At 69.7% G+C, this 18,731-nt stretch carries 14 protein-coding genes and 1 tRNA gene; 3 read left to right on the top strand and 12 right to left on the bottom strand.

What is annotated here, in order from left to right:
* Positions 1-13: 13 nt before the first annotated feature.
* Positions 14-661, bottom strand: a complete 648-nt coding sequence (locus tag ABD912_RS03115) for a cob(I)yrinic acid a,c-diamide adenosyltransferase (protein ID WP_345148396.1) — start codon at positions 659-661, stop codon at positions 14-16.
* 111 nt (positions 662-772) lie between these two features.
* On the opposite strand from ABD912_RS03115, the gene ABD912_RS03120 reads away from it, so the two are divergent.
* Positions 773-2,494, top strand: coding sequence for a BCCT family transporter (locus ABD912_RS03120; RefSeq protein WP_345148398.1), 1,722 nt, complete (start codon positions 773-775; stop codon positions 2,492-2,494).
* Positions 2,495-2,567: 73 nt separating this feature from the next.
* Here ABD912_RS03120 and metG read toward each other — a convergent pair whose 3' ends face one another.
* The 10 genes from metG to ilvD form a co-directional block, all read right to left on the bottom strand.
* Entirely contained in the window at positions 2,568-4,124 is a 1,557-nt protein-coding gene (gene metG, locus ABD912_RS03125) for a methionine--tRNA ligase (RefSeq protein ID WP_345148400.1), read from the bottom strand.
* A gap of 347 nt (positions 4,125-4,471) precedes the next feature.
* Positions 4,472-5,626 carry a sugar ABC transporter permease gene (locus tag ABD912_RS03130; protein ID WP_345149390.1) on the bottom strand — a complete coding sequence of 385 codons (1,155 nt, stop codon included), beginning with the start codon at positions 5,624-5,626 and terminating at the stop codon, positions 4,472-4,474.
* Between the two features lie 113 nt (positions 5,627-5,739).
* Positions 5,740-6,570 carry an ATP-binding cassette domain-containing protein gene (locus tag ABD912_RS03135; protein ID WP_345148401.1) on the bottom strand — a complete coding sequence of 277 codons (831 nt, stop codon included), beginning with the start codon at positions 6,568-6,570 and terminating at the stop codon, positions 5,740-5,742.
* A 105-nt stretch (positions 6,571-6,675) separates the two neighbouring features.
* The gene (locus ABD912_RS03140; protein WP_345148402.1) at positions 6,676-7,746 is read right to left on the bottom strand and encodes a sugar ABC transporter substrate-binding protein; all 1,071 of its coding nucleotides are present in this window, start codon (positions 7,744-7,746) and stop codon (positions 6,676-6,678) included.
* A 190-nt stretch (positions 7,747-7,936) separates the two neighbouring features.
* Complete coding sequence (locus ABD912_RS03145; RefSeq protein WP_345148403.1) at positions 7,937-9,124, bottom strand: ROK family transcriptional regulator; 1,188 nt, start codon at positions 9,122-9,124, stop codon at positions 7,937-7,939.
* A 110-nt stretch (positions 9,125-9,234) separates the two neighbouring features.
* Positions 9,235-10,827: a phosphoglycerate dehydrogenase gene (serA, locus tag ABD912_RS03150; protein WP_345148404.1), complete on the bottom strand. Its 1,593-nt coding sequence runs from the start codon at positions 10,825-10,827 to the stop codon at positions 9,235-9,237.
* 337 nt (positions 10,828-11,164) lie between these two features.
* Positions 11,165-12,187 carry a ketol-acid reductoisomerase gene (gene ilvC / locus ABD912_RS03155; protein ID WP_345148407.1) on the bottom strand — a complete coding sequence of 341 codons (1,023 nt, stop codon included), beginning with the start codon at positions 12,185-12,187 and terminating at the stop codon, positions 11,165-11,167.
* Positions 12,188-12,215: 28 nt separating this feature from the next.
* Positions 12,216-12,734: an acetolactate synthase small subunit gene (gene ilvN, locus ABD912_RS03160; RefSeq protein WP_345148408.1), complete on the bottom strand. Its 519-nt coding sequence runs from the start codon at positions 12,732-12,734 to the stop codon at positions 12,216-12,218.
* Positions 12,735-12,737: 3 nt separating this feature from the next.
* A complete protein-coding gene (locus tag ABD912_RS03165) occupies positions 12,738-14,618 on the bottom strand; it encodes an acetolactate synthase large subunit (protein ID WP_345148409.1) in 1,881 nt (626 codons plus the stop codon).
* A gap of 261 nt (positions 14,619-14,879) precedes the next feature.
* Positions 14,880-16,580: a dihydroxy-acid dehydratase gene (gene ilvD, locus ABD912_RS03170; RefSeq protein WP_345148410.1), complete on the bottom strand. Its 1,701-nt coding sequence runs from the start codon at positions 16,578-16,580 to the stop codon at positions 14,880-14,882.
* Between the two features lie 293 nt (positions 16,581-16,873).
* On the opposite strand from ilvD, the gene ABD912_RS03175 reads away from it, so the two are divergent.
* Positions 16,874-17,326: a hypothetical protein gene (locus ABD912_RS03175; protein ID WP_345148411.1), complete on the top strand. Its 453-nt coding sequence runs from the start codon at positions 16,874-16,876 to the stop codon at positions 17,324-17,326.
* A 127-nt stretch (positions 17,327-17,453) separates the two neighbouring features.
* On the opposite strand, the gene ABD912_RS03180 is transcribed toward ABD912_RS03175, so the two are convergent.
* On the bottom strand, positions 17,454-18,398 hold the full coding sequence (locus tag ABD912_RS03180) for a 2-hydroxyacid dehydrogenase (protein ID WP_345148412.1): 945 nt from the start codon (positions 18,396-18,398) through the stop codon (positions 17,454-17,456).
* Between the two features lie 145 nt (positions 18,399-18,543).
* On the opposite strand from ABD912_RS03180, the gene ABD912_RS03185 reads away from it, so the two are divergent.
* Positions 18,544-18,619 (top strand) — tRNA-Lys (locus ABD912_RS03185).
* Positions 18,620-18,731 lie beyond the last annotated feature (112 nt).

Here is an 18,731-nt window from a genome sequence, read left to right on the forward strand (position 1 = left end):
GGGCCCCCGGCTCCTAGGCTTCCGTCCGCCCGTCGTCCACCATCGGGCGGACGGAGGCCCCGGCTTCCCACAGGACGTCGCCGTGCTCGACATTCGCGACCCTGCTCAGGACGAACAGCAGGGTCGAGAGCCTGTTCAGGTACCGGGCGGTCCACTGGTTCACGGACTCCGGGTGGCGTTCGACGGCCAGCCAGGCCACCCGTTCGGCCTGCCGGACGGCGGCCCTGGCCTGGTAGAGGAACGCGGCCCCGACGGTCCCGCCGGGCAGGGCCATGCCGCTCAGGTCGCCGGCGATCACGCGGTAGTGCTCGATCGCCCGCTCGAGCCGCTCCACATGCCCGGGAAGGATCCGCACGGCGTCGGCGGGGGCGGCGTCGAGCGGTTCCAGCAGGTCGGCCCCGAGGTCGAAGAGGTCGTTCTGCACACTGACCAGCATGGCGTTGACCTCATCCGGCAGTTCCCCGATCGCCATGGCGACGGCCACCGCCGCGTTGGCGGCGTCGCATTCGTCGTGCGCGGAAACGCGGACGTCGTGCTTGGCGAGCTCCCCGTGCCCGCCGAGCACGGTGCGCCCGGTGTCGCCGGCGCCGTCGGCCGCTGCCCGGCCCCGGCCCCCGTCCACTGTCTTGGGTGCATCCCGCGGGTCGCCATTCCGTTCCATGCCTGCCACTATAGTGCGCAGACGTGTGACGTGGATTACAGGCGGGATGCCGGCGGCGGACACCACGGCCCTGCCCCGTTCCACCCCAAGGCTCCAAGGGATGGAGGCACGATGGGCAACGAACCCGCACAGCCGGACAGGGAATCGCCGGAAGGAAGCGCCGAAGCCGCCCGCGGATGGGCCACGGTGGACAAGACGGTGTTCGGGATCTCCTTCGGCATCATCGTGGCCGTCTGCATCCTGGGCGTCCTCTTCACCCAGCCCATCGCCGACGCCGCCGGAGCCGCGCTGCGGTGGGTGACGGGAAACTTCGGGTGGCTCTTCATCCTCGCGGCCACCGGCTTCGTCGTTTTCTCCCTGGTGCTGGCCTTCGGCCGGTACGGCAAGATCCCGCTGTCCCAACACGGGGAAACGCCCGAGTTCTCCACGATCTCGTGGATCTCGATGATGTTCAGCGCTGGGATGGGCATCGGGCTGATGTTCTTCGGCGTCTACGAACCCGTCACCCACCTCGCCTCTCCCCCGCCGTTCGTCGACGCCGCCCCCGGCAGCGAGGAGGCCGCCAGCCAGGCGATGGCCTACACGCTCTTCCACTGGGGGCTGCACCCGTGGGCGATCTATTCGGTGGTGGGGCTCGCCCTGGCCTACTCGACCTACCGCCTGGGCCGCGGGAACCTGATGAGCGCCCCCTTCCAGGGCCTGCTCGGCAAGGAACGCATCGAGGACAAGGGGTGGGGCAAGCCGATCGACATCCTGGCCATCATCTGCACCGCGTTCGGCTCGGCGACCTCCGCCGGCCTCGGAGCCCTGCAGATCGCCGCCGGCATCTCGCTGCTGCGCACCGGCCAGTTCGAGGAAAATCCCTCCGCCGCCGTGCCCATCATCATCATCTGCGTGCTCACCGTGGGCGTGATCATCTCCGCCGCCAGCGGAGTTTCGCGGGGCATCAAATGGCTCAGCAACGCGAACATGGCCCTGGCCATCCTGCTGCTCGCGTTCGTCTTCTTCGTTGGCCCCACCCTCTTCATCCTGGACCTGGTGCCCTCGGCCATCGGCACCTACCTCTCGGAACTCGTGCCCATGAGCTTCCATTCGGCGGTCTTCGGCGGCGGGGACTGGCTGGCCTCGTGGACCATCTTCTACTGGGCCTGGTGGATCTCCTGGACCCCGTTCGTGGGCACGTTCATCGCCAAGATCTCCCGTGGACGGACCATCAAGGAGTTCGTCCTGGGCGTCCTGCTGGTGCCCACCGCCGTCAGCGTGTTGTGGTTCTCCATCTTCGGCGGCGCCGGCATCAACCTGCAGCTGGCCGGGATCGACATCGCCGGGGCCGGCAGCGAGGCCGCCGGATTCTTCGCGGCGCTGCAGCACTACCCGTTCTTCATCGGGGCCACGCTGGCGGTGGTGGTGCTCACCGCGATCTTCTTCATCAGCGGCGCCGACGCCGGGGCCCTGGTCCTGGGCACGCTCGCCTCGCGCGGGCGCAAGGAGCCCTGGATGCCACTGGTGGTGCTGTTCGCCTTGCTGACCGGCGCGGTGGCGGCGGTGCTGCTCCTGGTCGGAGGACTCGGGGCGCTGCAGACCTTCACCATCCTGGCCGCCACCCCGTTCGTGCTGATCATGATCGGGATCTGCGTCGCCCTGTTCGTGGACCTGCGCCGGGATCCGCTGCGCCGGCGCCGCCTGGGTCCGGTGCGCGGGGCGGTCGCGCTCCCGCCGACCGCGCCCTTCGCGGTGCCCGAGACCGACCTGGAGGACATCGAGCTGCTGGATACGGAACAGGTCGATCCGGACGACGGCCCGCCCGCGCACCGCTTCGGGTCCGGCCTCTAGCCGGTTCCGGTCCCCGGCACAGCGACAAACGTCCTCCCACCCCTCGCTTCGCTCGGGGCGGGACCCTCGGCCGTTAGTCTGCCGGTTCCTCGTACTTCGGGAAGATCGGGGCCGGGGCGGGCAGCTCGGTGCCGGGCACGATCGGGCTCGCGTAGGCAGCGAAGGTGCGCGCGGCGCCCTCCTGCTGCCCGAGGACATCCAGCAGCGCGGCGGCGGAGGTCGGCATGACCGGCTGGGCCAGCAGCGCGACCTGGCGCAGCACCTCGAGCGTCACGTACAGCACCGTCTCCATCCGGGCGGTGTCCGTCTTGCGCAGCACCCACGGCTGCTGCTCGGCGAAGTAGGCGTTGGTGTCGCCGAGCAAGTTCCACACGACCTCGAGGGCCTTGCTGAACTCCTGGCGGGAGTACGCGCCGCGGCTGGTCTCCAGCAGCGCACCGGCGGCTGCCAGCAGTTCGGTGTCCGCCGCGGAGTACTCCCCGGGGGTCGGCACGGCGCCGCCGCAGTTCTTCGCGACCATGGACAGCGAGCGCTGGGCCAAATTGCCCAGGTTATTGGCCAGGTCCGCGTTCATGCGGCCCACGATCGCGTCGTGGCTGTAGTTGCCATCGGCCCCGAACGGCACCTCGCGCAGCAGGAAGAAGCGCATCTGGTCCAGTCCGTAGGCGCCCACCCAGTCCGAGGGCGCCACGACGTTGCCCAGCGACTTGGACATCTTCACGCCGTTGTTGTGCAGGTGGCCGTGGATCATCACGCGCTTGGGCAGCTCAAGCCCGGCGGACATCAGGAACGCCGGCCAGTAGATGGCGTGGAAGCGGGAGATGTCCTTGCCGATCACGTGCACGTCGGCCGGCCAGTAGCGCTTGAACGGATCGGAGTCGACGTCGGGGAACCCGGCACCGGTGAGGTAGTTGGTCAGCGCGTCGACCCACACGTACATGACGTGCTTGGCGTTGCCCGGCACCGGCACGCCCCAGTCGAAGGTGGTGCGGGAGATGGAGAGGTCCTCGAGCCCGCGTTCGACGAAGCGGATCACCTCGTTGAAGCGCGTCTGCGGCGCGGCGAACTCCGGCTCGTCCCGGTACAGCTTCAGCAGCCTGTCCTGGTAGGCGGAGAGGCGGAAGAAGTAGGACTCCTCCTCGGTCCAGGTCACCTCGGTGTCGGTCTCCTTGGAGTAGCGCACGCCATCGCGGACCTCGGTGTCCTCCTCGGCGTAGTACGCCTCGTCGCGCACGGAGTACCAGCCGGAGTACTTGTCCAGGTAGATGTCGCCGCTGTCCTCCATACGCTTCCAGATGGCCTGGACGGACTGGTGGTGGTCGGCGTCGGTGGTGCGGATGAAGCGGTCGTAGCTGATGCCCAGCTCGTCGTTCATGCTCTGGAACGCGTCGGAGTTGCGCTGCGCCAGCTCGCGCGGGGTGATGCCCTCGCGCTGCGCGGTCTGCAGCATCTTTTGGCCGTGCTCGTCGGTGCCGGTCATGAAGAAGACGTCGAACCCGTCCAGCCGCTTGAAGCGGGCCATCGCGTCGGTCGCGATCACCTCGTAGGCGTGGCCGATGTGGGGCACGCCGTTGGGGTAGGAGATGGCTGTGGTGATGTAGAACGGGGTCTGGTCCTGAGTCGAAGTCACCAGAAAAATCTACCGTAGAAACGCGCAGCACGACGGCGGCGTGCGGCCCCGGGGGTCACGAGAGGGTGGTCAGGGGGCCGAAGTCGGGCCTACAGTGGGCCCCAGATGCCCCGGCCGCGGGCCGTGTGGGGAAGGGCCGTATCCGGCCAGGCATCGGTCCGTGACACACTCGCACCTGATTCCGGACCGAGCCGCCCCCGGCCGGGGCATCGTCAGACGGGACCTCCTGAGGCGGGCTGTCGCCCAACGGGCCACCGCCAAACAAGGCACCCTCAAATAATTCATCTTCTGGCGGGCAGCGCCCCGCCGCCGGCCCGCTCCTGCCGGGCCGGCGGCGGGGCGCTCCGCTACGCGCGGCCGGCCGCCTGGCGGGAGCGCCGGGACAGTGAATCGATGATCACGGCCAGCAGCAGGACGGCCCCGGTGATCATGTACCGCACGGACGCGTCCAGGCTCAGCAGGGTCAGGCCGGAGGAGATCGACTGGATGACCACGATGCCCAGCAGCGCCGAGTAGGCCGACCCGCGTCCGCCGAAGAGGCTGGTGCCGCCGATGACCGCCGCCGCGATCGCGTTCAGGTTGGTGTCGCCGCCGCCGGAGCTCTGGTTGGCCGCGGCCAGGCGGGCGGCCGCGAGGATGCCTCCGAGGGCGGCGAACGTGGAGCAGAGGATGAACACGGACAGGTAGACCCGGCGCACCCTGAGGCCGGACCGGCGGGCGGCCTCGACGCTGCCGCCGACCGCGAACACCGCACGTCCCCAGCGGGTCCGGGTAAGGAGGAAGTTCATCAGGACCACCAGCACCAGGAACAGCAGGAACATCAGGCCCACGCCCCGGGACCGGTTCAGGTACCAGGTCGGGACGGCGAGGACCACCAGCAGCCCAACGCAGCGGAGCAGGATCGAAGACGTCGACAGGTGGGACAGGTTCGCCGCGGCGCGGCGGTGGGCATGGAACCAGGTCTGCCAGCCGAAGACCAGCACGGTCAGCAGCACCAGGACGTAGGAGAGCCATTCGGGCAGGAACATCTGCTGCGCGAACCGCACGATCCACGAGTCGAAGGGGATGTTGACCGAGCCGGTCTTGCCCAGCACCAGCAGCTGCAGGCCCAGGAACCCAAGGAGACCGGCCAGGGTGATCACGAAGCTGGGCACGCCGAAGCGGGTGTAGAGAAAGCCGTAGAAGAGGCCGATCACGGCACCCAGGGCCAGGGCCGCCAGCACGGCGCCGATCAGGGGCCAGCCCCACTGGACGAAGCCGACGGCCAGCACCGCCGAGGCCAGGCCGCTGACCGACCCGACGGAGAGGTCGATCTCCCCCAGCAGCAGGACCAGCACGATGCCCAAAGCGATGGTGCCGACCGCGGCGCACTGCATGCTCAGGTTGACCAGGTTGGTACTGGAGAGGAACACCGGGTTCAGCATCTGGAAGACCGCCCAGATGATGATCAGTCCCACGACGACGGGCAACGCGCCGAGGTCACCGCCCCGGATCCGCGCCATGAAGGCGTGGAACGCCCCGCCGGGTCCGCGGTGCTGGACCAGCCGTTCGTCCTGCAGGTCGGCGGCGATGGAAGCCGGTGCCGCCTCCTGGTTCGGAACGCTGTTGGGAATGCTCACGGTTCCCCGCCCTTCTCTGGGTTCTTCTGCGCCGCACGGCGCGTGACGGCATTGTCGGTGGCTCCGGTGATCGCCGCAATGATGGTTTCGCCCGTGACGTCCTCGTCATCGACGCGGAAGACACCGTTGTTGCGGCCCAGCCGCAGGACGACGACGCGGTCCGCCACCGCCATCACGTCGGCCATGTTGTGGCTGATCAGGATGACGCCGTGGCCGCGTTCGCGCAGGCGCTCGATCAGGTTGAGCACCTCCGCGGTCTGGGCGACGCCGAGCGCGGCGGTGGGCTCGTCGAGGATGACCACCCGCGGGTCCCCGATCAGCGAGCGGGCAATCGCGACGGTCTGGCGCTGGCCGCCGGAGAGCGAGGCGATCGGGATCCGCACCGAGGGGATCTTGGCGCTGAGTTCGCGCAGCAGCTGCCACGACCGCTGCTCCATCCCGACCTCGTCGAGGGTGCCCCCAACGGTCAGCTCGCGGCCCAGCCACAGGTTGGAGACGACGTCCAGGTTGTCGCACAGGGCGAGGTCCTGGAAAACGGTCGCGATCCCGAGGTTCCGGGCGTCGGCCGGGCTGCCGATGGCCACCTGCCCGCCCTCGTACTCGATGGTCCCGCCGTCCGGCGGGTAGACCCCGGCCAGCGTCTTGACCAAGGTCGACTTGCCGGCGCCGTTGTCGCCGACGAGGGCCACGACCTCGCCGGCATAGACGTCCAGGTCGATGTCCGTCAGCGCTTGGACGGCGCCGAAGTGCTTGTTGATGCCCCGCATTGCCAGGATCCGCTCGTGCGGTCGCGCTGCGGGCGCCGGAACCCCCGACGGCTCTGTCATGGTCATATCCTCATTCACTCGAACGTTGAAGGAAAGGGATGGGCGGGCCGGTCCCTGCGGGGCCGGCCCGCCGCCGTCGTGCCGTGGAGCGCAGGACGGATTGCGCTACTTGATACCGGCCTCGGCGCAGGCCGCCTCGTACTGGGCCGTGCAGATCTGGTCGACCGTCCAGAATCCGTCGGCGACCACGGTGTCCATGACGTTCTCCTTGGTCACGACGACCGGCTCGAGCAGCGTCGAGGGAGTGCCCTCGACCGTGGTCTTGCCCTCCGGGGTCTCCCCGCGGGCCAACTGGTCGGCCACGGTGGCGGCCAGTTCGGCCTCCGGCTTGATCGCCTTGTAGACAGTCATGAACTGGTCCCCGGCAACGATGCGCTGGATGCCGGCGAGCTCTGCGTCCTGGCCGGTAATCACGGGCCAGGGGTCGGCGTTGGCGGCCTTGAGCGCCGCGACCGCCCCGCCGGCGGTGCCGTCGTTGGCCGCGTACACGCCGTCGATCGCATCGCCGTGCTGGGAGATCTGGCCCTCGACCCAGGTCTGGGCCTTGTCCGGGCTCCAGTCGGGGGTGTCGAACTCGCCGAGCACCTTCAGGTTGCTGGCGTCGATGGCCGTGTGGGCGCCCTTCTTGAACTGGGCTGCGTTGCTGTCCGTCGGGGAGCCGTTGACCATCAGGATGCCGCCGTCCGCCTTGCCGCGGCTCGTGAGCTCGTCCACGAGTGCGGTGCCCTGGAGCATGCCGACCTTCTCGTTGTCGAAGGAGACGTAGTAGTCCAGCCCGCCTCCGGCGATCAGGCGGTCGTAGGAGACGACCGGGACGTCCTGGGCCGCGGCCGCGTTCACGATGCTGCCCGCGGAGGCCGCGTCGACCGGGTCCAGCACCAGGACCTTGATCCCGGCGGCCAGCGCGGACTCCGCCTGCTGCTGCTGCTTGGCCGCGTCCTGGTCGGCGTTGCTGTAGACGACCTCGTAGTTGCCCAGGGACTTCAGCTTTTCCTCGAACAGGGGCTTGTCGAACGCCTCGTAGCGTGCGGTCTTCGTCTCGGGGAGCAGCAGGCCGATCTTGACCGCCTCTCCCCCGGAGCCGCCCCCGCCCTCGTTGCCACACGCCGTCAGGGTGCCGGCCGCAAGGGCCGCCCCGAAGGCCACGGCCGCAATCCGCTTGATGTGTTTCCTCATTGAAATACCTCTCGCTGGGCCGATTGGTCGTCGGCGTGGTCCTAGGCAAGTGCCCCGATTGTGGCACCGCTCACATCTTGGCGTCAATTCTTGAACACAAGGATTGGAGGCAAGGTCAGGACACGATTCGGCAACGCCACACCGCGTCCCGCGCGGGGCCCGGAGGGCGGGGGGGAACGCCGGCGGCGGGTTAGGCGGGGTTGGGAACGGTGTCGGCAACGACGTCGACGTGGTCGACGGCCAGCGCGATGGCCCCCTGCAGTTCGGCCTGCGCGGCGAAGCCGGCGGGGACCACCGCGGGGGCCCCGGCGGCCCCGCCCAACACGGAGCGCTCCAGCTCGTGCCGCAGCGGGGAGAGCAGCAGTTCGCCCGCCAGGGAGAGTTCCCCGCCGACGACGATCGTCTCCGGATCCAGCAGGTCCACCAGCGCGGCCGCGGCCCGGCCGATGTGCCGGCCGGCGTCGGCTACGATCCGGCGGGAGGCGGCGTCACCGGCCTCGGCGGCCAGGACCAGGTCCCCGATCCGGTGCATCCCGGAGTCCGGGCCGAAGTGGCGCAGCAGGGCCGGCCCGCCGGCGACGGTGTTCAGGCACCCGCGGTTCCCGCACGCACACGGCTCGCCGTTGGGGTCCACGCTGACGTGACCGAGCTGCCCGGCCTTGCCGGAGTGGCCGGCCTGCACGGCGCCGGCCAGGACCAGCCCGGCGGAGACGGTGTGCCCGGCCCGCAGGTACGCGGCCGTCACGGCCCCGCGGGCCGCCCCGGCGCGGGTTTCGGCCAGCGCCCCAAGGTTGGCCTCGGCCTCCACGTGCACGGGTCGGCCGGTGCGGCGGGCGAAGGCCGCAGCGATGTCGACGTCGGCCCAGCCGGGCAGCATCCACGGGGCCGCGACGGCGCCGGTACGCCGGTCCACGGGCGCCGGGACGCCCATCCCGATGGCCTGCAGCTCACCCAGGGACACGCCCAGCGAATCGGCCAGGTCGGTCAGCAGCAGCACGGCTCGGTCCAACTCGGCGTCGTGGCGGTGGCCCGGGGCCAACGGAACCTGGCTTTCGGCGACCACGGTGCGGCCGATGTCCGCGATGGCCACGCGCAGGCGGCGGGCGGAGAAGTGCAGCCCGGCCACCAGCCCGACCTTTCGGGCCAGCCGGACCTGGACGGCGCGGCGGCCGCTGCGCGAGGTGGCGGAGGTGTCCAGGATCCCGGAGGCGGAGAGTTCCTTGACGATGTTGGATACGGTGGCCGGGGACAGGCCGGTCGCGCCGGCCAGCTCGACCTGCGTCAGCTGGCCATGCTGCTTCAGGGATGCGACGATCCGCGCGCGGTTGGCTTCGCGCAGCGACGTCTGCGAGCCCGGCGTCGGATTTCGGCGTGCCACGGCCCAACCATACACGCTGGCGGGCCCGGCGGCCCGTGGTTCCCGAAAACGCCCGACGGCGGTGCCCCGCGCACGCGTGGGGCACCGCCGTCGGGCGTTGGGGCCTGGGGCTAGGCCAGGTTGACCTCGTGGGCGAAGGCGGCGCCAATGGTCTCACGGACCCGGTCCAGGACGCCGGCGGGCAGCTCGGCGTCGATGGCGAGCACGGCCAGCGCCTCGCCGCCCTCCTCGTTGCGGGAGACCTGCATGCCGGCGATGTTCACGCCCTCCTCGCCGAGCACGTTGCCGAGGGAGCCGATGACGCCCGGGCGGTCGGTGTAGCGCAGCACCAGGAGGTGGTCGGTGATGGGGATTTCGAGTTCGTAGCCGTTGACGCCGACCAGCTTCTCGATCTGCTTCGGGCCGGTCAGGGTCCCGGAGACGGAGAACTGGGCGCCGGTGGAGACGGCACCCTTCAGGGTCAGGACGTTGCGGTATTCCTCCGACACGCTGGTGGTGACCAGGCGGGTGGTGACGCCGCGCTGCTCGGCCAGGATCGGGGCGTTGACGTAGGAGACCTGCTCGGAGACGACGTCCATGAAGACGCCCTTCAGCGCGGCCAGCTCCAGGGCCTTGACGTCCAGCGAGGCGATCTCGCCGGCCACCTCGATGTCCACGGAGGTCAGCGAGCCCTGGGCGAGGGCGGTGAAGATGCGGCCGAGCTTCTCGATCAGCGGGATGCCCGGGCGGACCTCGGGGGCGATGACGCCGCCGGCGACGTTCACCGCGTCCGGGACCAGCTCGCCGGCCAGGGCCAGGCGCACGGACTTGGCGACGGACACGCCGGCCTTCTCCTGGGCCTCCTCGGTGGAGGCGCCCAGGTGCGGGGTCACCACGACGTTCTCGAGCCCGAAGAACGGCAGGTCGGTGCTGGGCTCCTTGACGAAGACGTCGATGCCGGCGCCGGCGATCTGGCCCTCGACCAGGGCGGTGTGCAGGGCCGCCTCGTCGACCAGGCCACCGCGGGCGACGTTGATGACGTAGGCGGTGTCCTTCATCTTGGCGAAGGCCGCGGCGCCGAGCATGCCCACGGTTTCCGGGGTCTTCGGCATGTGGATGGTGACGAAGTCGGAGGTGGCCAGCAGCTCGTCCAGCTCCACCAGGCGCACGCCCAGCTGCTGGGCGCGGGCCGGGGTGACGTAGGGGTCGTACGCGACGATGTCCATGCCGAAGCCCTGCAGGCGGGCGGCGACCAGGGCGCCGATCCGGCCCAGGCCGATGATGCCGGCGGTCTTCTCGAACAGTTCGACGCCGGAGTACTTGGAGCGCTTCCACGCCCCGCCCTTGAGGGAGGCGCTGGCGGCCGGGATGCGGCGGGCCAGGGAGACGACGTGGCCGACGGTCAGTTCGGCGGCGGAGATGACGTTGGAGGTCGGGGCGTTCACGACCATGACGCCGGCCTGGGTGGCGGACTTGATGTCGACGTTGTCGAGGCCGACGCCGGCGCGGGCGATGACCTTCAGCTTCGGGGCCGCGGCGATCGCCTCGGCGTCGACCTGGGTCGCGGAGCGGACCAGGATCGCATCGACATCGGCGATGGCGGCCAGCAGCTGCGCCCGGTCGGCGCCGTCGGCGTGGCGGATCTCGAAGTCGGGGCCCAGGGCCTCGATGGTGGCGGGCGAGAGCTCTTCGGCCAGGAGGACGACGGGCTTGGAGTCTGACACGGGCGTGGCACCTTTGCTGTCAATGGGGGCTGGTTGGGGGCCGGGTCCGCCCTTGGCGCGTCCCTGCCCACTTCAGGGTATCCCCCGTGGCGAGGCCCAAATGCCCCCGCGACGCATGTTACGCACCCAAGTTTGTGAAAAGATTCACTTGGCGCGGGGTTGCCTTGGCCGCCCGCTGCTCCCCCGCCGCCGCCGTCCCGGGCGCAGGCTCGGGAACAACGACGCCGGGGCGCCACCGATCGGTGGCGCCCCGCCGTCGTGCACCTAGGGTGCCGTCCAAAACGAGCGGCCGAGGGTCCCGCCCCGAGCGAAGCGCGGGGCGGGCGGCCGGTGGTCGTTAGCGGGCGGCGGAGCCTTCGGTGTAGTCGTCCGTGGTCTTCCAGGAGAAGAGGCTGCGCAGTTCGCGGCCGGTGGCCTCGATCGGGTGGGCCTCGCCCTTGGCGCGCAGGGCCAGGAACTCCGGCGCTCCGGCATCCTGGTCGTCGATGAAGCGCTTGGCGAAGGCGCCGTTCTGGACGTCGGCGAGAACGGCCTTCATGTTCTCCTTGACCTCCGGGGTGATCACGCGCGGGCCGGAGACGTAGTCGCCGTACTCGGCGGTGTCGGAGACGGACCAGCGCTGCTTGGCGATGCCGCCCTCCCACATCAGGTCGACGATCAGCTTGAGCTCGTGCAGCACCTCGAAGTAGGCGATCTCCGGCTTGTAGCCGGCCTCGGTCAGGGTCTCGAAGCCGTACTGGATCAGCTGGGAGGCGCCGCCGCAGAGCACTGCCTGCTCGCCGAAGAGGTCGGTCTCGGTCTCCTCGGTGAAGGTGGTCTCGATGACGCCGGCGCGGGTGCCGCCGATGGCCTTCGCGTAGGACAGGGCCAGTTCCTTGGCCTTGCCGGTGTAGTCCTGCTCGACGGCGATCAGGTCCGGAATGCCGCGGCCGGCCTCGAATTCGCGGCGCACGGTGTGGCCCGGGGCCTTCGGGGCAACCAGGGCGACGTCGACGTTGGCCGGCGGGGTGATGTAGCCGTAGCGGATGTTGAAGCCGTGGCCGAAGAACAGGGCGTCGCCGTCCTGGAGGTTCGGTGCGATGTCCTCGGCGTAGACGAAGCGCTGGACCTGGTCCGGGGTCAGGATCATGATCAGGTCGGCTTCGGCGGTTGCCTCGGCGACGGAGACGACGCGCAGGCCCTCGGCCTCGGCCTTGGCGCGGGACTTGGAGCCTTCCTTCAGGCCGACGCGGACGTCGACGCCGGAGTCGCGCAGGTTCAGGGCGTGGGCGTGGCCCTGGGAGCCGTAGCCGATGATGGCCACGGTGCGGCCCTGGATGATCGACAGGTCGGCGTCGTCGTCGTAGTACATTTCGGTCACTTTTTACTCCTTGTGGTGGGGCGTTGTGTCAGGCGGAGACGGAGCGCAGGGCGCGGTCCGACATCGACTTGGAACCGCGGCCGACGGCCAGGGTTCCGGACTGGACGATCTCACGGACACCGAACGGTTCCAGAACGGCCAAGAGGGCGCTCAGCTTTTCGGCGGTTCCGGTGGCCTCGATGGTCAACGAGTCGGTGGACACGTCCACCACCGAGGCGCGGAAGAGGTCGGCTGCCTGGGTCACTTGCAGCCGCATTGCGGCATCCGCGCGGACCTTGACCAGGATATGGTCCCGCTGCACGGACGATTCGGGGATGAGTTCGACGATCTTGATGACGTTGATCAGCTTGTTCAGCTGCTTGGTCACCTGCTCCAGCGCGTCGCCCTCGGCATCGACGACGACGGTGATCCGGGAGATCCCGGGCACCTCGGTCGGGCCGACGGCCAGCGAATGGATGTTGAACGCGCGGCGGGCGAACAGGCCGGCGACGCGGGTCAGGACGCCGGGGACGTCTTCGACCAGGACGGAAAGGGTGTGGCGTGCCATGGGTTAGTCCTCCTGCTCCCATTCCGGGGTCATCCCGCGGGCGATCTGGATTTCGTCGTTGCTGACGCCGGAGGGGACCATCGGCCACACCATGGAGTCACGGCTGACGACGAAGTCGATGACCACCGGGCGGTCGTTGATGGCCAGCGCCTGCTGGATGGTCGCGTCGATGTCCTCGTCGCGTTCGCAACGCAGGCCGACGCAGCCGTAGGCGTCCGCCAGCTTCACGAAGTCGGGCACGCGCACGGTGCCGTGGCCGGTGTTCAGGTCGGTGTTCGAGTACCGCTCGTCGTAGAACAGGGTCTGCCACTGGCGGACCATGCCCAGCGACGAGTTGTTGATGATCGCCACCTTGATCGGGATGTTGTTGATGACGCAGGTGGCCAGTTCCTGGTTGGTCATCTGGAAGCAGCCGTCGCCGTCGATGGCCCAGACCACGCGGTCCGGGTTGCCGACCTTGGCACCCATGGCGGCGGGCACGGAGTACCCCATGGTGCCCAGGCCGCCGGAGTTCAGCCACTGGCGCGGGCGCTCGTACTTGACGAACTGCGCCGACCACATCTGGTGCTGGCCGACGCCGGCGACGTAGACGCCCTCCGGTCCGGTCAGCGCGCCGATGCGCTCGATGACGTGCTGCGGCGCGGAGAGGCCGTCGGCCGGCTGGGTGAAGCCGATCGGGTAGGTCTCGCGCAGCCGGTTCAGCATGGCCCACCACTCGTCCAGGCGCGGGGCGCCGTCCTCGGCGAAGCGGGTGCGGCAGGCATCGGCCAGTTCGGGGATGATCTCCTTCACCGAGCCGACGATCGGGATGTCGGCGGTGCGGTTCTTGGAGATCTCGGCCGGGTCGATGTCCGCGTGGATGACCTTCGCGAACGGAGCGAAGGTGCTCAGCACGCCGGTGACGCGGTCATCGAAGCGGGCACCGAGGGTGATCAGCAGGTCGGACTGCTGCAGCGCGGTCACCGCGGAGACGGACCCGTGCATGCCGGGCATGCCGACGTGCTGCTGGTGCGAATCCGGGAAGGCGCCGCGGGCCATCAGGGTGGTGACCACCGGGGCTCCGACGAGCTCGGCAAGCTCGCGCAGCTCCGCGGTCGCCTCGCCCTTGATGACGCCGCCGCCGACGTAGAAGACCGGGCGCTCGGCCGCGGCGATCAGCTTGGCGGCCTCGCGCACCTGCTTGGCGTGGCCGCGCACGACGGTGCGGTAGCCGGGCAGGTCGATCTTCGGCGGCCAGGAGAAGTGGGTCTTGGCCTGCTGCGCGTCCTTGGTGATGTCCACCAGGACCGGTCCCGGGCGTCCGGTCGCCGCGATGTGGAACGCGGAGGCGAGGACGCGGGGGATGTCGTCGGCCTTGGTCACCAGGAAGGAGTGCTTGGTGATCGGCATGGTGATGCCGACGATGTCCGCTTCCTGGAAGGCGTCGGTGCCGATGAACTGGCTGTTGACCTGGCCGGTGATGGCGACCATCGGGACCGAGTCCATGTGGGCGTCGGCGATGGCGGTGACCAGGTTGGTGGCGCCCGGGCCGGAGGTGGCGATGCACACGCCCACTTCCCCGGTGACCATGGCGTAGCCCTGTGCGGCGTGGCCGGCTCCCTGTTCGTGGCGCACCAGGATGTGGTTGATCCGGGTGGAGTCCATGAGGGGGTCGTAGGTGGGGAGGATGGCCCCACCCGGCAACCCGAAGACGTCTGTGACGCCGAGTTCTTCCAATGAGCGGACGATGGCTTGTGAGCCAGTCATCTCCGTGGGTGCAACGATGTTGTTCGAGCCCTGGACCGGGTTCGACGCATCCACGACGGAAGAGACAGGAGTGGCATCCTTGGCACGGCCGGCGGCTTGGGCCACCAGCGACGGGCTGGCGGGTGTTCCGTTACTCATAGGAGTCTTCCTTCTCTTCTCTGCATTCTGCACATAAAAAAACCCCCTCGGCCTTGCGGCGTCAGTGGGGTTTGCGCGTCACCGGGTCCCTATCAAGGGGCCTAGGCCACGCGCTTGATAACGACTAGTACGGTGTTGCGGATCTGCATGCCACTCAGTCTCCCCGTCCTAGGCGAGTACTGTCAACACGCACCCCCTGCGTCTCACAATGCGGACAAGCCGTCCGATGGCTGGACACCAGCCATCGGACGGCCCGTTCCGCTAGCCGCAGTACGCGCCGGTGCTGGCGGAATTGACCAGCTTCGCGTACTTGGCCAGGACACCCGTGGTGAACTTCGCCGGCAGCGGCTCCCAGCCGACCTTGCGCGCTTCGAGCTCCGCCGGCTCGACCAGCAGGTCGAAGCTGCGGGCGGCGATGTCGACGCGGATGCGGTCGCCGTCCTTCACGAAGGCGATCGGGCCGCCGTCGACGGCCTCCGGCGCGACGTGCCCGATGCACAGGCCCGTGGTGCCGCCGGAGAAGCGGCCGTCGGTGAGCAGCAGGACGTCCTTGCCCAGGCCGGCGCCCTTGATCGCGCCGGTGATGGCGAGCATCTCGCGCATGCCCGGGCCGCCCTTGGGCCCCTCGTAGCGGATGACCACCACGTCGCCGGCCTTGATCGCGCCGTTGTCCAGCGCGTCCAGCGCGCCCTGCTCGCGCTCGAACACGCGGGCGGTGCCCTCGAAGACGTCGGCGTCGAAGCCGGCGCTCTTGACGACGGCGCCTTCCGGGGCCATGGAGCCGTGCAGGATGGTGATGCCGCCGGTCTTGTGGATCGGGTTGTCCATGGCGCGCAGGATCTTGCCGTCCACGTCCGGCGGGTTGATCTCGGCCAGGTTCTCCGCCACGGTCTTGCCGGTGACGGTGAGGCAGTCGCCGTGCAGCAGGCCGGCGTCGAGCAGGGCCTTCATGATCACCGGCACGCCGCCGATCTTGTCGACGTCGGTCATCACGTAGCGGCCGAACGGCTTCAGGTCGCCCAGGTGCGGGATCTTGTCGCCGATGCGGTTGAAGTCGTCGAGGGTCAGCTCCACTTCGGCTTCGCGGGCGATCGCCAGCAGGTGCAGCACGGCGTTGGTGGAGCCGCCGAAGGCCATCGTGACGGCGATGGCGTTCTCGAACGCCTTCTTGGTCATGATGTCGCGGGCGCGGATGCCCTTGCGCAACAGTTCAACGACGGCCTCGCCGGAGGCGCGCGCGAACATGTCGCGGCGGCGGTCGGCCGAGGGCGGGGCCGCGGAGCCGGGCAGGGACATGCCCAGCGCCTCGCCGATGCAGGCCATGGTGTTGGCGGTGTACATGCCGCCGCAGGCGCCTTCGCCGGGGCAAATCGCCTTTTCGATGCGGGTGAGGTCTTCCATGCTCATCTTGCCGGCGGCGCAGGCGCCGACGGCCTCGAAGGCGTCGATGAGGGTGACTTCCTTCTCCGTGCCGTCCTCCAGCTTGACCCACCCGGGCATGATGGAGCCGGCGTAGAGGAAGACCGAGGACAGGTTCAGCCGCGCGGCGGCCATGAGCATGCCGGGCAGGGACTTGTCGCAGCCGGCGAGCAGGACGGAGCCGTCCAGGCGCTCGGCCATCATGACCGTTTCCACCGAGTCGGCGATGACCTCGCGCGAGACCAGGGAGAAGTGCATGCCCTCGTGGCCCATGGAAATGCCGTCGGAGACGGAAATGGTCCCGAACTGCATCGGGAAGCCGCCCCCGGCGTGGACGCCTTCCTTGGCGCCCTGGGCCAACCGGTTCAGGGAGAGGTTGCAGGGGGTGATCTCGTTCCAGGAGCTGGCGATGCCGATCTGCGGCTTGGCGAAATCGTCGTCGCCCATGCCGACGGCACGGAACATGCCACGGGCGGGCGCCGCGTGGATGCCGTCGGTCACCACGCGGCTACGGGGCTTGATGTCTGGAGTGTTTTCGGTCATGGGTCCTACTTTATGACGCCCCGGGACCCCCCACGAACCCGTGACCCCGCCCTGCAACATTCCGGGCCGCAGGCCTGGTTCCATCCCGCAGAATCCCTTCCCCGCCTCCGCCGCCTAGCGTCCAGGCGACTCCCGCCCCTCGCTTCGCCCGGAGCGGGGCCCTCGCCGCCTAGCGTCCAGGCGACTCCCGCCCCTCGCTTCGCCCGGAGCGGGGCCCTCGCCGCCTAGCGTCCAGGCGACTCCCGCCCCTCGCTTCGCTCGGAGCGGGGCCCTCGCCGCCTAGACTTAGGGGCATGGCGAACCAGAACGACGGCGCCGACGCTGCGCTCAAGGCGCACCTGCACCGGGCCTTCGATGGACAGATCCCCAATTTCGGTTCCTACAACCTGGTCTATGCGGCCGGCCGGGCGGGAGGCGCCGGAATCTTCGTCGTCGGCTACCGGCGCCAGCCCATGGAACTGCTCGTGGCGCCCCTGGACGGCCACACCCTGGCCGCTCGCGGACCCGCCGTCGCGGTGAACCTGACCAACGTCAGCCACATTGCCCAGCCGCTGGAAGGCGGGCACGAGATCGGCACCACCACCGGCCGCGTCTACCGCTTCGACGTCGCCGCCCACCCCTTGGTCGACACGGTCGACGGCGCCCGCGTCAGACTGGAGCAGGATGCGGATGCGGAGGATTTCGCCCAGTTCATGGATGAGTTCATGGCCGTGCTGGACGGCTACGCGGGCGACCCCGAGCCCTGACCCCCACCGGAATTTTGCTACCTCCCGGGCGCACTGCCCCGGAGGTAGCAAAATTCCGGGGGGACCCGCACTTACGCGTCAGGATTCCGGCCAGGACCCGCACTTACGCGTCACAATTCGGGAGGGGTCAGAGCCTGGCGCCGGGGTGGACGAGGTTTTCGGGCTCGCGGCCCGCGGCAAGGGCCTCCAACTGGCGGCGCAGCAGCGCCACGACCCGGCGCGGGAAGGCCTCGGTGTTGCCCCCGTTGTGCGGGGTGATGAGTGCCCCGGGCATCCGCCACAGCGGATGCTCCGCTGGCAGCGGCTCCGGATCGACGACGTCCAGGGCGCAGCGCAGCCGGCCGGTGCCGACCTCGGCGGTCAGCGCTTCGGTGTCCACCACCGGCCCGCGGGCGACGTTGACGACGACGGCCCCGTCCGGAAGCGCCGCCAGCACCCGCCGGCCCACCAGTCCCTGGGTGGCGTCGGTCAGCGGGACGATGCAGATCAGGACCTCGAGTCCGGGCGCCAGTGCCTCCAGCTCATCGATTCCGTACACGGGGCCGTGGGCGTCGGTACGCGCGCTGGTGCCGAAGCGCACCAGGTCCACCTCGAACGGTTCCAGCCGGCGGCGGATCTCCTCGCCGATGCCGCCCACCCCCAGGACTCCGACGCGGCGGTCGGCCAGCCCGGGCCAGCGGCGCGGAGCCCAGGTGCCGGTGGCCTGGTCGCGGGCGGCCTCGCCGATTCCGCGCAGCGACGCCAGCGCGAGCCCGACGGCCAGCTCCGCGGTGGCCGCGGCGTGGACCCCGTGCGCCGAGGCGACGGCGACGTCCTCCCCCACCAGGGCGGACACGCCGTCGTACCCGGTGGATTGGGTCTGCACCAGGCGCACGTTCGGGGCCTCGCGGACGGCCGCGAAACGCTCCGTCCCTCCGGTATAGGGCAGCACCACCGCTTCGACCTGGTCCAGCGGCACGCCGACCGGCGGGCTCTCCAGGTCCCAGACGCCGGCGCGAAGCCCCGCGGGCAGGGGTTCGCAGGCCTGGAGCAGGGCGGAATCGGGAAAAGTGACAACGTTGATGGGCTTCACCCCGCCAGCGTAGGGCCGCCGGGCCCGCCGGACTGTGATCCGCGCCGCAAAACCGCCCCCGATTTGGCGTTTGGCGAAAAAGGGCCTAGAGTATTTCCTCGTTGCAGACGCCAACCACGCAAGTGGGAGCCCGTCCGGCAGCGATGCACCTCTAGCTCAATTGGCAGAGCAATTGACTCTTAATCAATGGGTTCCGGGTTCAAGTCCCGGGGGGTGCACCAGGGAAAATCCCCAACGAAAATCCCCCGATCCGGTCCGCCGGGTCGGGGGATTTTTGCGTTCCCGCACAGCGGCCGGCGGACCCGGCCCGCGGGCATCCGGCAACCGCCTGGG

This window comes from Arthrobacter ginkgonis (genome assembly GCF_039540195.1).
GTDB classification, from domain to species: domain Bacteria; phylum Actinomycetota; class Actinomycetes; order Actinomycetales; family Micrococcaceae; genus Zafaria; species Zafaria ginkgonis.

Bases quoted from the DNA above. Each gene is read 5' to 3' on its own strand.
- ABD912_RS03165 (WP_345148409.1), bottom strand. From the start codon at position 14,618: ATGAGTAACGGAACACCCGCCAGCCCGTCGCTGGTGGCCCAAGCCGCC.
- ABD912_RS03135 (WP_345148401.1), bottom strand. From the start codon at position 6,570: ATGACAGAGCCGTCGGGGGTTCCGGCGCCCGCAGCGCGACCGCACGAG.
- ABD912_RS03140 (WP_345148402.1), bottom strand. From the start codon at position 7,746: ATGAGGAAACACATCAAGCGGATTGCGGCCGTGGCCTTCGGGGCGGCC.
- ilvN (WP_345148408.1), bottom strand. From the start codon at position 12,734: ATGGCACGCCACACCCTTTCCGTCCTGGTCGAAGACGTCCCCGGCGTC.
- ABD912_RS03120 (WP_345148398.1), top strand. From the start codon at position 773: ATGGGCAACGAACCCGCACAGCCGGACAGGGAATCGCCGGAAGGAAGC.
- ilvD (WP_345148410.1), bottom strand. From the start codon at position 16,580: ATGACCGAAAACACTCCAGACATCAAGCCCCGTAGCCGCGTGGTGACC.
- ABD912_RS03130 (WP_345149390.1), bottom strand. From the start codon at position 5,626: ATGGCGCGGATCCGGGGCGGTGACCTCGGCGCGTTGCCCGTCGTCGTG.
- ABD912_RS03175 (WP_345148411.1), top strand. From the start codon at position 16,874: ATGGCGAACCAGAACGACGGCGCCGACGCTGCGCTCAAGGCGCACCTG.
- ABD912_RS03115 (WP_345148396.1), bottom strand. From the start codon at position 661: ATGGAACGGAATGGCGACCCGCGGGATGCACCCAAGACAGTGGACGGG.